Source organism: Variovorax sp. 20P10.2.4, from assembly GCF_058244205.1.
In genome coordinates, this window is record NZ_JBZAYE010000170.1 from 1 (window position 1) to 12,770 (window position 12,770).

The window sequence follows — 12,770 nt, forward strand, 5'->3', positions numbered from 1 at the left end:
CCCTCGCGCACCAGCGCCTCGGCGCAGCCGTAGCCCAACCCCTTGCTCGCGCCGCACACCAGCGCGGTCTTGCCTGCAATGCCCAGATCCATTTGTTCGACTCCAGAAGAGAAAGAAGAAAAGCGCGACGGCCTCAGCGGCCCTTGCGCGTGAAAACGAAGATGCCCGCGATCACCAGCGCCGTGCCGGCGGCGATCCAGGCGGTGAACGGTTCGCCGAGTATGACCACGCCCATGAGGATGGTCGACAGGGGTCCGATCATGCCGGTCTGGGCGGCGATGGCCGGCCCGATGCGCTCGATGGCCATCATCACCATCAGCACCGGCACCGCCGTGCACAAGGTGGCGTTGAGCACCGACAGCCAGATCACCTCGGGCGCCACCTGCAGCGCCGCGTCGAGCGGGCGCAGCAGCGCGAACTGCGCGAGGCAGAACAGGCAGGCCACCGTGGTCGCGAGGCCCACCAGCCGCAGCGAACCGAGGCGCTGCACGAATTCGCCGCTGTAGACCAGGTAGCCCGCGTAGCTCACCGCGCTGAGGAAGACCAGGAACGCGCCCCAGGCCGCCGCGAGGCCGCCGCCCTTGCTCTCGCCGGCCAGCAGCTCGTGGCCGAACACCAGCAGCACGCCCGCGTAGCTGATGACCATGCCGACGAGCTGCGGCCGCGTGACGCGGCGGCGGTAGAGCACCCAGCCGAAGAACAGCACCAGCGTGGGATTGAGATAGAGGATCAGCCGCTCGAAGCTGGCCGAGATGTAGGCCAGCCCGGCGAAGTCGAGGAAGCTCGCGAGGTAGTAGCCCGAGAAGCCCAGCCCGATCACGCCGAGCCAGTCGCGAAAGCTCAAGGCAGGCTTGCCGCGCCCGGCCCACCAGGCCATGAGCGCGAACAGCGGCAGCGCGAACAGCATGCGCAGCATGATCAGCGTCACGGCATCGACGCCGTGGCGATAGGCCAGCTTGACGATGATCGCCTTGCCGCTGAACGCGATCGCGCCCAGCGAGGCGAGGACGAGGCCGGGCGCGATGCGCTTCGCGCCGTCTGGAAGGGGAATGCCGGTGCTCGCGGCCGTCTTGGTCATCCCCCGATCATCGCGTGAAAGCTCAATACCCTGCTGCCGCTCCGTCTCGGCGCGGATCGCTGGCGGCCACGTAGCCCTCGACCGAAGGATCGCCCGCGCGCCAGATGAACTGGCCGGCACCGAAGTCCTGGTAGGAGTCGTTGATGACCTCGAGGTGGTGGCCCAGCCCGCGCAGGCCCTGCACGGTGGCGGGGTTCATCGCGGCCTCGACGTTGATCTCCATGCCCGCGTTGAAGCGCCAGCGCGGCGCGTCGCAGGCGGCCTGCGGGTTCTGCTTGTAGTCGAGCATGCGCACCAGCGTCTGCATGTGGCCCTGGGGCTGCATGTTGCCGCCCATCACGCCGAAGCTCATCACCGGCTGGCCGTCCTTGGTGAGGAAGGCCGGGATGATGGTGTGGAACGGGCGCTTGCCCGGCGCCACCACGTTCGGGCTCTCGGCCCTGAGGCTGAAGCCGTGGCCGCGGTTCTGCAGGCTGATGCCGAATTCGGGCTCGACGCAGCCCGAGCCGAAGCCCATGTAGTTGCTCTGGATGAAGCTCACCATCATGCCGCTCTCGTCGGCCGCGGTGAGGTAGATGGTGCCGCCCTTGACGGGGTTGCCGGCCTTGAAGTCCTGCGCCTTGTTGCGATCGATCAGCCGCGCGCGCGAGGCCAGGTAGGCATCGTCGAGCATCTGCTCGGTCGTGACCTCCATGGTCGAGCGCTCCGACACGTAGCGGTAGACGTCGGCGAAGGCCAGCTTCATGGCCTCGATCTGCAGATGCTGCGACTCCACCGAATCGACCGGCAGCGAGGCGATGTCGAACTTCTCGAGGATGCCCAGCGCGATCAGCGCCGCGATGCCCTGGCCGTTGGGCGGGATCTCGTGCAGCGTGTGGCCGCGGTAGTCGCGCGAGATCGGCGTGACCCATTCGGGCTGGTAGGCCGCGAGGTCGGCCACGGTGAGCGCGCCGCCCTGCTCCTGGGAGAACTTCGCGAGCGCCTCGGCGATCTCGCCCGTGTAGTAGGCCTCGCCCTTCGTGCGGGCGATGGCCTTGAGCGCGCGCGCGGCGGCGGCGAAGCGGAACAGCTCGCCGACCTCGGGCGCGCGGCCCCAGGGCAGGAAGGCCTGGGCGAAGCCCGGCTGCGATTGCAGCAGCGGCGTGGCCGCGAGCCACTTGCCCTGCACCACCGGCGGCACCAGGTAGCCGCGCTCGGCGATGTCGATGGCCGGCGCCATCAGGTCGGCGAAGGGCAGCTTGCCGAAGCGCTCGTTGAGCGCGGCCCAGCCGCGCACCGCGCCCGGCACGGTGACCGAGTCGATGCCGCGCATCGGCGGCGTGGTGGCGTCGGCGCCGTACTTGGCCTTGAAGTACTCGGGCGTCCAGGCCTTGGGCGCGGGGCCCGAGGCATTGAGGCCGTGCAGTGCCTTGCCGTCCCACAGGATGCAGAAGGCATCGCTGCCCAGGCCGTTGCTCACGGGCTCGACCAGCGTCATGACGGCCGCGGTGGCGACGGCCGCGTCGACCGCGTTGCCGCCCTGCTGCAGGATGCGCAGGCCGGCCTGCGCGGCCAGCGGATGCGAGGTCGACACCACGTTGCGCGCGAACACCGGGATGCGGGTGGAGGTGTAGGGATTGCCGAAATCGAAGTTCAGGGCGGTCATGGCGATCGTGCTCTCGTGTCTTCAGTCGTTGGTGATCTTGCGTTCGACGACGATCTTCTTCCACTTGGCGGCGTCGGCGGCCACCATCTTCGCGAACTGCTCGGGCGTGCCGGCCGTGGCGGGCTCGATGCCCAGGCGCGACAGCTTGTCCTTGACCTCGGGGTCGGCCAGCGCCTCGTTGGCGGCCTTGTTCACGCGCGCCACGATGTCGGGCGGCAGGCCCTTGGGACCGTAGAAGCCGAACCAGGTGTTCGATTCGAAGCCCGGCAGCGTGTCGGCGATCGGGGGCAGTTCGGGCGCGAGCGGGCTGCGCTTGAGCGTGGTCACGCCCAGTGCGCGCAGCCGGCCGTCGCGCACGTGCGGCATGCCGGTGGGCAGCGAGTCGAACAGCACCTCGACCTTGCCGCTGATCAGGTCGGGGATCGCGAGCGCCGTGCCCTTGTAGGGAATGTGGGTGACGAACACGCCGGCCTGCGCCTTGAACAGCTCGGCCGTGAGCTGCACGATGGTGCCGTTGCCGCTCGAGGCGTAGTTGAGCTTGCCGGGGTTCTTCTTCGCGTAGTCGATCCACTCGCGCACCGTCTTCGCGGGCGAGTCGACCGGCACCAGCATGATGCTCGGCGCGTCGCCCACGTGGGCGATCGGCGTGAAGTCGCGCACCGTGTCGTAGGGCAGGCGGCTGGTGATGGCCGGGCCGATCGAGTGCGTGCTGGTGGTGGCCAGCAGCAGCGTGTAGCCGTCGGGCGCGGCCTTGGCCGCGAGGTCGGAACCGATGGCGCCGCCGGCACCGGGCTTGTTGTCGACCACCAGCGTGGTGCCCAGCTTCTCGCCCATCTTCTGGCCCAGCGTGCGCGCGAACAGGTCGGTGGCGCCGGCCGCGGGAAAGGGCACGACCAGGCGGATCGGCTTGTTCGGGTAGCCCTGCGCGAAGCCGGTGGCCGGCGCGGCCAGGCACAGCGCGGCGAAGGCGGCCGCGAGGCCGTGGAGAAACTGGTGGCGTTGCATGGTGCTGGATTCCCTTCGCAAGATGGCGAACATTCGATGCTAAGCAGCGCAGGCGCATCAAGCCAGATAATCCCGCTTATTCAACTATGAGCACAATTTATGGCACGGATCGCCGCCGAGGAGGTTTCGCTGCAGCAGCTTCGCGCGCTCGCGGCGGTGGCCGAAACGGGCAGCTTCACGCTGGCCGCCGAGAGCCTGCAACTGACCCAGCCGGCCATCAGCCACCTGGTCAAGCGCATGGAGGAGGACCTGGGCCAGCCGCTGGTGGTGCGCGGGCGCCGCATCCGCATGACCGATGCCGGCCAGATGATGGTCGACACGGCCGTGCGCGCGCTGCGGCTGATCGATGAGTCGGTCAATGCCTGCCGCTCGCAGGCGCAGTTGCGCGAGGGCCGCGTGGTGCTGGCGGTGGGCCATCTCACGGCCGGCGCGCTGATGCCGCCGCTGCTCGGGCGCTTCGCGCACAAGCACCCCAAGCTCGCCACCACGCTGCTCGACAGCACCGCCGAGCAGATGATCTCGCGCATCCTCTCGCAGGAGGCCGACCTCGGCTTCGGCTCCGACATCGGCCAGGCCCATTCGGAGCTCGCGACCGAGCCGCTGTTCGTCGAGCGCATGGCGCTGTTCGTGCGCGAGGACCATCCGCTCGCGCAGCGCAGCAGCATCGAGGCGCGGCAGCTCGACGCCCTGCCCTTCATCCACGTCAACCCCGACGCCAACGTCTGGCGCGCGGTGAGCCGCCAGCTCTCGAGCGTGGCCAACGTCTACCCGCAGGTGGCGCACCACGTGTCGATGCTCTCCACCGCCTTCGGCCTGATCCAGGCCGGCGCGGGCGTGGCGCTGCTGCCGCGCTACGTCGAGGTGCTGATGCCGCCGAACCTGCGCGCGCTCGCGGTCACGCGGCCGGTGCTCGAGTACCCGCTGGTGGCGGTGCGGCTGGCCAAGCATCCGCTGAGCCCGGCCGCGATGGCCTTCCTCGACATCGCGCGGCAGCACCTGAAGCCGCGCACGGCGAAGAGCTGAACGGCCTTCGCCAAAAAAACAAACGGCGCCCGCAGGCGCCGTTGGCTGGAGCGAGCCCGGCACGCGTGCCGGGCGGTCGTCGATCACTCCTCGACGAAGGCTTCCTCGCGCTTCGACTTCACGGCCGGCAGCAGCACGATGACGAGCAGCAGCAAGGCGGCAGCCAGCAGGCCGGCGGAGATCGGGCGCGTGATGAACACGGTCCAGTCGCCGCGCGACAGCAGCAGCGAGCGGCGCAGGTTCTCTTCCATCATCGGGCCCAGGATGAAGCCCAGCAGCAGCGGCGCGGGTTCGCAGCCGAGCTTGAAGAAGGTGTAGCCCACGAAGCCGAAGATGCCCACCATCCAGATGTCGAAGGTGTTGTTGTTGGTCGAGTACACGCCGATCGCGCAGAACAGCACGATCGCCGGGAACAGGTACTTGTAGGGCACCGACAGCAGCTTGATCCACATGCCGATCAGCGGCAGGTTCAGGATGATCAGCATCGCGTTGCCGATCCACATCGAGGCGATCAGGCCCCAGAACAGCTCGGGGTTGCTGGTCATCACCTGCGGGCCCGGCTGGATGTTGTGGATCGTCATCGCGCCCACCATCAGCGCCATCACGGCGTTGGGCGGAATGCCCAGCGTCAGCAGCGGGATGAAGGAGGTCTGCGCGCCGGCGTTGTTGGCCGACTCGGGAGCCGCCACGCCGCGGATGTTGCCCTTGCCGAAGGGCACTTCGCCCGGCTTCAGCTTGGTCTTCTTCTCGATGGTGTAGGCCGCGAAGGCCGCCAGCAGCGCGCCGCCACCGGGCAGGATGCCCAGGGCCGAACCGAGGGCCGTGCCGCGCAGCACCGCGGGCACCATGCGCTTGAAGTCTTCCTTGGTCGGGAACAGGCCCTTCACCTTGGCGGTGAACACTTCGCGCTCTTCATCGGGACGCGAGAGGTTCGCGATGATTTCGCCGTAGCCGAACACGCCCATGGCGATGGCCACGAAGCCGATGCCGTCGGTCAGTTCGGGGATGTCGAAGCTGAAGCGCGCCACGCCCGAGTTCACGTCGGTGCCCACCAGGCCCAGCAGCAGGCCCAGCACGATCATCGCGATCGCCTTGAGCAGCGAACCCGAAGCCAGCACCACGGCGCCGATCAGGCCCAGGATCATCAGCGAGAAGTATTCGGCCGGGCCGAACTTGAAGGCCAGCTCGGTCAGCGGCGGCGCGAAGGCGGCCAGGATCAGCGTACCGACGCAGCCCGCGAAGAACGAGCCCAGGCCCGCCGCGGCGAGTGCCGGCCCCGCCCGGCCCTTGCGCGCCATCTGGTAGCCGTCGATCACTGTCACCACCGAGGATGACTCCCCTGGCAGGTTCACCAGGATGGCGGTGGTCGACCCGCCGTACTGCGCGCCGTAGTAGATGCCGGCCAGCATGATCAGGGCCGACACCGGGGGCAGCGCGTAGGTCGCGGGCAGCAGCATCGCGATGGTCGCGACGGGGCCGATGCCGGGCAGCACGCCGATCAGCGTGCCCAGGATGCAGCCGACCAGGCAGTACAGCAGGTTCGTGAAAGTGAACGCGACGCCGAAGCCGGTCGAGAGGTTTTGAAAGAGTTCCATGGTGCTTGCGTCCTCAGCCGATGAAGGTCGGCCAGACCTGGATCTGGAGCTTGAGCGCCCAGATGAAGGCGATGTAGCTGCCGACCGCCAGCACGGTGGCCAGGATCAGCACGCTGGGCAACTTGAACTCGTGGCCCGCGAGGCTGGCGATGATCACCAGCGCGTAGATCGCGATGATCAGGCCCATGGCCGGCACGCCGAAGCTCGGCAGGCCGCCCAGCAGGATGCCGAACACGAGGTTGGCGCCGAGGATCAGCACCACCTGCCGCCAGGCCCACTTGCCGATCTTGTCGCCCGTGGTGGTTTCGACGGTCATGCCGCTGAACATGATGCCCAGGCCGATCACCGCCATCAGGATACCGAGCACCAGCGGGAAGTAGCCGGGACCCATGCGAGCACCGGTGCCCACGCTGTAGTTGGTGGCGCCCCAAGCGAAGGCGACCCCGACCACGGTGAACATCAGTCCCGAGAAAAAGTCTTTCTGACTTTTGATTTTCACGAACAGTCTCCTCGAACAAATTTCGATGCGGGATTGTGGAGTCAGGTGGAAGTCAGCCCCATGTGGGTTCCACCTACCGAGAACTTAGGGATAACCCCGGTGCACGAGGCGCCTCGGATGTAGGTGGTTCGTATTCGGCGCGGGGCTGCGCCGGGGTGCGATCAAGCGTCGAGCGGCGGCGTCGCGCTCAGCACTTCCTCGATCGTGGTCAGGCCCTCGGCCACGCGCAGCGCGCCCGCGAGGCGCAGCGGCCGCATGCCGTCGACCACGGCCTGGCGCCGCAGCGCCGAGAGGTTCGGTTCCTTCGTGACCTCGGAGCGGAAGGTCTCGCTGATGCTCAGCAGTTCGTACAGGCCCATGCGGCCCATGTAGCCGGTCATGCGGCAGTCGACGCAACCCACCGGCTTGTAGGCGCGCACCGAGCCCGTGATCTGCCACGGCTTGACGATGGCCTCGAGCTTCTCGCGCGTGATGCCGTCGTCGGGCTGCTTGCAGTGCGGGCACAGGGTGCGCACCAGCCGCTGCGCGAGCACGCCCAGCATCACGGCGTTGATGAGGTACGAGGGCACGCCGAGTTCCATCAGCCGCGTGATGGCGCTGGGCGCGTCGTTGGTGTGCAGGGTGCTGAACACGAGGTGGCCGGTCAGCGCGGCCTGCACCGCCATCTCGGCGGTCGCGAGGTCGCGGATCTCGCCGACCATGATGATGTCCGGGTCCTGCCGCATCAGCGCGCGCAGGCCCTCGGTGAAACCGAAGTCGAGCTGCGGTTGCACCTGCGTCTGGTTGAACGCGGGCTCGATCATCTCGATCGGGTCCTCGACGGTGCTGACGTTGACCTCCTCGGTCGCCACGCGCTTGAGCGTGGAGTACAACGTGGTGGTCTTGCCCGAGCCCGTGGGGCCGGTCACGAGGATGATGCCGTTGGGCCGCGTGACGAGCTGCTCCCAGCGCTGCGCATCGTGCTGCGCGAAGCCGAGCGCATCGAGGTCCTTGACCGCGGTGTCGGGATCGAAGATCCGCATCACCATCTTCTCGCCGAAGGCGGTGGGCAGGGTCGACAGCCGCATCTCGACCTCTTCGCCGCGCGTGTTGCGGGTCTTGATGCGGCCGTCGAGCGGACGGCGCTTCTCCACCACGTCCATGCGGCCCAGCAGCTTGATGCGCGCGACCATCGCGTTCATCACGCCCATCGGCATCTGGTACGCCGGATGCAGCACGCCGTCGATGCGAAAGCGGATCACGCCCTGGTCGCGGCGCGGCTCGAGGTGGATGTCGCTCGCGCGCTGGTCGAAGGCGTACTGCCACAGCCAGTCGACCACCTGCACCACGCTCTGGTCGTTGGCATCGAGCTGCTTGTTGCTCTTGCCGAGCTCGACCAGCTGCTCGAAGCTCGCGCCGCCGGTGTTGCCGCCGGCCTTCTGCGCCGCGCGCACCGACTTCGCGAGCGCGAAGAACTCGGCCGTGTAGCGCTGGATCTCGGCCGGGTTCGCGACCACGCGCCGCACCGTGCGCCGCGACTGGCGCTCGACCTCGGAAATCCAGTCGGTGAGGAAGGGCTCGGCCGTGGCCACCACCACCTCGTTGGGCAGCACCTGCACCGGCAGCACCTTGTGGCGCTCGGCATAGGCCGCGCTCATGGTGTCGGCCACCTTGCCCACGTCGACCTTGAGCGGATCGATGCGCAGATAGGACAGGCCCGCGCGGCCCGCGAGCCACTGCGCGAGCATCTCGAGGTCGAGCGGCTTGTTGTCGCTCTCGCGCGTCATCGCGACATTGGCCAGCCGCACCAGCGGATGCTGGCGGCTCTCGGCCTGGGCGCAGCGCGCGATGGTGCGCTTGGCTTCCATTGGCGAGATCACGCCGTCGGCGGCCAGCCATTCGATCAGGCGACGCAGCTCGAGCGGCCCTTCGGGGCGGGTGGCCGGTGCGGCGGAAGCGGGAACGGCGCTCATGGATTCAGATGGAAAGGACCGGCTTGAAGACCCGCAGCCACTTGGGCGCGGGCAGGCCCCAGCGAGTCTGGATGGTTTGGGCACGCTCGGCAAGCGCCTCGCGCTTGGGCCGGCTGGGCTGGCGCTGCGCGAGCACCACCGTGTTGCCCTCGCGCGTCGGCTTGAAGGCCCAGACCGCGTCGGCGCCGAAGGCGGCCTGGATCTTCTCGAGGCTGCGTTCGTAGCTCGACGAGCGGCCGAAGAGGTTGACCGTCATCGCGCCGTCCTCGGTGAGCAGGGCGCGGCAGTCGGCATAGAAGTCCTCGCTGTCGAGCACCGGCGCCGCGGCCTCGTGGTCGTAGAGGTCGACCTGCAGCGCATCGACCGTGCCCTGCCATTCGGGTCGGCGGATCTCCTCGGCCGCGTCGGCGATCACCACGCGCAGCTTGGCGTCGTCAGGCGGCAGCTTGAACCAGCCGCGGCAGGCCGACACCACCTGCGGGTTGAGCTCGACCGCGGTGGTGCGCATGCGCAAGGTCTTGCGGCAGAACTTGGTGAGCGTGGCCGCGCCCAGGCCGAGCTGCATCGCATGGCGGTTGCCGATGCCGGTGCCGTCGACGAACAGCAGCCAGGCCATCATGCGCTGCACGTACTCGAGCTCGATCTCGTAGGGCGCGTCCAGCTTCATCGAGCCCTGGACCCATTCGGTGCCCAGGTGCAGGTAGCGGATGTCGCCCCAGTCGGAGAAGTTGACCTCGGGCAGTTCGGCGGGAAGGCGGGAAGTGGATTGCTTGCGTGCGGCCATCAGACCAGTCCATGGACAGAGAAGACCTCGCGCCATGCGGCGAGCTTGCGCTCGAAGCTCCACGACGCATTGGCCGGGCTGGTGGAAGGCAGTGGGTAAACCGGCACGCCGAGGGTTCGGGTGTGCCGGGCGTGCTTGAAGCTCTCGCCGCCGTTGTGGGCCACGGCCGCCAGCTTCGGCAGGTGCAGCGCCGCGATGTCGTTGGGCACAGCCGCGCGGATCGCCGAGTCGAGGCTGCCTTCGCGCTCGCAGGCCGCATAGACATCCCACACGCCGAGGCCGTGCGCCAGCAGCCAATCGCTACGTTTTTGATAGCTGTCTGCTCCCGTGGGGAGCGGGTCGTGGGGCCACAGGGCTTGCAAGATTTTCCAGAACTGGTTTTGCGGGTGCGCATAATACTGCCGCTGTTCCAGCGATCTCGCGCCCGGAAAGCTGCCGAGGATCAACACCACGGTGGCGGGCGAGACGATCGGTGCCAGCCCCGTGAGCACGGCGCCCGCTGCCGCAACGGCGGGTTCCGCCGCTGCTCGTTTGTGAATGGGGGCGCGGTCGGACCGGGTCGAAGGTTTTTGGGGTTTGGATCGAGTCACCGCGCCTGTACCGGAGGATGGAGATTCATGAACACGGAAGCCGTCTGGACTTTTCTCAGTACGCAAGGCGCCGATTTTGGCCTCAAGGTGCTCGGCGCGATCGCCGCCTGGCTGGTGGGCCGCTGGTTGATCGGATTCGCGCTGCGCTTCGTGCGCGTTGGCCTCGAGCGCGGTCGGCGCGTCGATCCGACGCTGAGCCACTACCTGGTGTCGATCCTCAGCGTGCTGCTGAACATCGTGCTGATCCTCGCGATCCTCGACATGTTCGGCGTCAAGACCACCTCCTTCGCGGCGCTGCTCGCGGGCGCGGGGCTGGCGATCGGCACCGCCTGGGGCGGGCTGCTCACGCACTTCGCGGCCGGCGTGTTCCTGCAGGTGCTGCGGCCGTACAAGGTGGGCGACTACGTGACCATCGGCGGCGTGAACGGCACGGTGCAGGAGCTCGGGCTGTTCGGCACCACGCTGATCACGCCCGACAACGTGACCGCCACGGTGGGCAACAACAAGGTGCTCTCCGACACCATCCAGAACTTCAGCACCCTCGCCTTTCGGCGCGTCGACACCACGGCCAAGGTGGCCAACGGCGTCGACGTGAACCAGGCCATCGAGCTGCTGCGCCAGGCCGTGCAGGCCATTCCCAACGTGGCGACGCAGCCGCCGCCCGACGTCGAGATCCTGCAGTTCACGCCCGAGGGGCCGCTGCTGGCGGTGCGGCCCTATACCCACACCGACCACTACTGGCAGGTCTACTTCGACACCCACAAGGCGATCGTGAAGACCTTCGGCGCGGCCGGCTACCCGACGCCCGAGACGCCGGTGCTGCATCGCACGGCGCCGGACACGGCACCCAAGCCGGCCTGAGCGCGCCCAAAAGAAAACCCGCCGAGGCGGGTTTTCGTTGCGGTCGCGGCGCGACGGCCTGCTTGCGTACTTACTTCTTGGCGGCTTCGTTCTCGGCCGTGCCCGGGATCTTCTCGCCGATGGCGTGACCCGTGCTGCGCATGCCGTCGGCCGTCTTGTGGCCGGCGTTCTCGACCACTTCACCGGTCTTGGTGGCGGCCTTCTTGGTGGCGTGGGTCGCCTTCTTGGTGGTTTTCTTGGTCGCGTCCCAGGTCTTTTCGGCGCCCGACTCGGTCGCGTTGGCGGCCTTCTTGGTCGTGCGCTTGGTCGCGTCCCAGGCCTTCTCGGCGCCGCGCTCGGTCGCGTTCACGGCGCGCTTGGTGGTGTCCTTGGTCGCGTCGTAGGCGTCCTTGCCGGCTTCCTTCACCTTCTCGGTGGTCGTGGGTTCGGCCGTTGCCGGGGCGGTGGTCTGCGCCACGGCGGAGATGCCCACGGCACCGAATGCCAGTGCGAGCACGACGGGAAGGGTGCGAGCGAAAGTTGCTTTCATGGATGAACTCCTTTTCTTGGATGAAATGCTGGGAGCCGGTGTCGTTCGACATCGGTGACGAAGGTCGTCACCCCTGTCCAACGAAGCTCCACGGTTCAAGGATGACAGCAAATGCAGGCCTGGAAAGCACTTGGACCCAAGTCAAGGCATTGGCCTACGACCTGAGTAAGGACCCCTCCGACAGGTCCAGCAGACTTTGGAGCTTCGGCATCGCTTCGATGGCATTTCGCGTGGTTTTTTCGGCCAGTTCATCGACCCCGATGCCGCGCAACCGAGCCACCACGTCGGCGATGCGCGGCAGCTCGCCGGGCTCGTTGCGGCCCTGCGCCTCGCCCGCGTCGCGCTGCGCCTGCGTGCGGTAGAGCCAGTGCGGCTGGATGTCGGGCGCGTCGGTTTCCATCACCAGCGCCTCGATCGGCAAGGTGGCCGCGAGCCGGCGCAGTTGCAGCGCGCGCTCGAAGGTCACGGCGCCGCCGAAGCCCAGCTTGAGCCCGAGCGCGATGCAGGCTTGCGCCTGCTGCTCGCTGCCGTTGAAGGCATGCGCGATGCCGCGCCAGGGCTGCCCGCCGGCGGTCTGCCGCAGATGCTTGAGCACCTTGTCGACCGAACGCCGCACATGGATCAGCACCGGCAGCCCGTGCTTGCGCGCCAATTGCAACTGAGTGTGAAAGAAGTGCTGTTGCTTGTCGTCGTCGAGGTGCTCGACGAAGTAGTCGAGCCCGATCTCGCCGACCGCCACCAGCCGCGGGTCGCCGCGCCGCGCGCCCAGCTCGGCGTCAAGCAGGGCCAGGTCCTCCTCCTTGGCATCGCCCGTGCACAGCGGATGGATGCCCAGCGCATAGGCGTCGCCCTGGCGCTCCGCGAGCTCGCGCACGGTCGCGAAATTGAAGGCGGCCACGGCCGGGATCACGCACAGCGCGACGCCGCGCTCGGCCGCGCGGGTCCGGATCGCGGGCATCTCCGCACCGAATTCGGGCGCATCGAGGTGGCAGTGGGTGTCGACGAAACGAGCCATCGCGCGATGATGCCCGAAGGGATGCAAGGCAGAAGAAAGCGTGCTACTGTGGCTTTCATCACGCGACACCCCTTTTGCCGGAGGTCCACCCCATGCGCAGGCCCGCCATGTACAGCCGCTCGCCACGCACGCCGAACGCGTCCGATGACGGGTCCCCCGCGCCGGCGGTCGTCGATCCCGCTGTGGCCGAGGCG

At 68.1% G+C, this 12,770-nt stretch carries 12 protein-coding genes; 2 read left to right on the top strand and 10 right to left on the bottom strand.

Annotation, left to right across the window (positions count from 1 at the left end):
- Positions 1 to 133 precede the first annotated feature (133 nt).
- The 3 genes from AC27VN_RS17555 to AC27VN_RS17565 are packed head-to-tail and all read right to left on the bottom strand — an operon-like array spanning position 134 to position 3,728.
- Entirely contained in the window at positions 134 to 1,078 is a 945-nt protein-coding gene (locus AC27VN_RS17555) for a DMT family transporter (RefSeq protein WP_296781376.1), read from the bottom strand.
- A gap of 22 nt (positions 1,079 to 1,100) precedes the next feature.
- Entirely contained in the window at positions 1,101 to 2,714 is a 1,614-nt protein-coding gene (locus AC27VN_RS17560; RefSeq protein ID WP_490877344.1) for a gamma-glutamyltransferase family protein, read from the bottom strand.
- A gap of 30 nt (positions 2,715 to 2,744) precedes the next feature.
- Complete coding sequence (locus AC27VN_RS17565) at positions 2,745 to 3,728, bottom strand: Bug family tripartite tricarboxylate transporter substrate binding protein (protein WP_296781377.1); 984 nt, start codon at positions 3,726 to 3,728, stop codon at positions 2,745 to 2,747.
- A 99-nt stretch (positions 3,729 to 3,827) separates the two neighbouring features.
- On the opposite strand from AC27VN_RS17565, the gene AC27VN_RS17570 reads away from it, so the two are divergent.
- Entirely contained in the window at positions 3,828 to 4,751 is a 924-nt protein-coding gene (locus AC27VN_RS17570; protein WP_490877340.1) for a LysR family transcriptional regulator, read from the top strand.
- Positions 4,752 to 4,834: 83 nt separating this feature from the next.
- Here AC27VN_RS17570 and AC27VN_RS17575 read toward each other — a convergent pair whose 3' ends face one another.
- The 5 genes from AC27VN_RS17575 to AC27VN_RS17595 all read right to left on the bottom strand — a co-directional run bounded on the left by AC27VN_RS17575 (position 4,835) and on the right by AC27VN_RS17595 (position 10,072).
- Complete coding sequence (locus AC27VN_RS17575) at positions 4,835 to 6,346, bottom strand: tripartite tricarboxylate transporter permease (RefSeq protein WP_093351715.1); 1,512 nt, start codon at positions 6,344 to 6,346, stop codon at positions 4,835 to 4,837.
- Between the two features lie 13 nt (positions 6,347 to 6,359).
- A complete protein-coding gene (locus AC27VN_RS17580; protein ID WP_093351719.1) occupies positions 6,360 to 6,845 on the bottom strand; it encodes a tripartite tricarboxylate transporter TctB family protein in 486 nt (161 codons plus the stop codon).
- Between the two features lie 161 nt (positions 6,846 to 7,006).
- Positions 7,007 to 8,797, bottom strand: a complete 1,791-nt coding sequence (gene tfpB / locus AC27VN_RS17585) for a type IV pilus assembly ATPase TfpB (protein ID WP_490877341.1) — start codon at positions 8,795 to 8,797, stop codon at positions 7,007 to 7,009.
- A 4-nt stretch (positions 8,798 to 8,801) separates the two neighbouring features.
- A complete protein-coding gene (locus AC27VN_RS17590) occupies positions 8,802 to 9,581 on the bottom strand; it encodes a class I SAM-dependent methyltransferase (protein ID WP_057593753.1) in 780 nt (259 codons plus the stop codon).
- The gene (locus AC27VN_RS17595) at positions 9,581 to 10,072 is read right to left on the bottom strand and encodes a DNA-deoxyinosine glycosylase (protein WP_490877342.1); all 492 of its coding nucleotides are present in this window, start codon (positions 10,070 to 10,072) and stop codon (positions 9,581 to 9,583) included. The genes AC27VN_RS17590 and AC27VN_RS17595 overlap by 1 nt, the downstream gene beginning before the upstream one ends.
- Positions 10,073 to 10,198: 126 nt before the next feature.
- Here AC27VN_RS17595 and AC27VN_RS17600 point away from each other — a divergent pair, with 126 nt between their 5' ends.
- Positions 10,199 to 11,032, top strand: coding sequence for a mechanosensitive ion channel family protein (locus AC27VN_RS17600; RefSeq protein ID WP_093351727.1), 834 nt, complete (start codon positions 10,199 to 10,201; stop codon positions 11,030 to 11,032).
- 70 nt (positions 11,033 to 11,102) lie between these two features.
- Here AC27VN_RS17600 and AC27VN_RS17605 read toward each other — a convergent pair whose 3' ends face one another.
- The gene (locus tag AC27VN_RS17605) at positions 11,103 to 11,561 is read right to left on the bottom strand and encodes a hypothetical protein (RefSeq protein WP_296781380.1); all 459 of its coding nucleotides are present in this window, start codon (positions 11,559 to 11,561) and stop codon (positions 11,103 to 11,105) included.
- Positions 11,562 to 11,715: 154 nt separating this feature from the next.
- Positions 11,716 to 12,576, bottom strand: a complete 861-nt coding sequence (locus tag AC27VN_RS17610) for a TatD family hydrolase (RefSeq protein WP_490877343.1) — start codon at positions 12,574 to 12,576, stop codon at positions 11,716 to 11,718.
- Between the last annotated feature and the right edge of the window lie 194 nt (positions 12,577 to 12,770).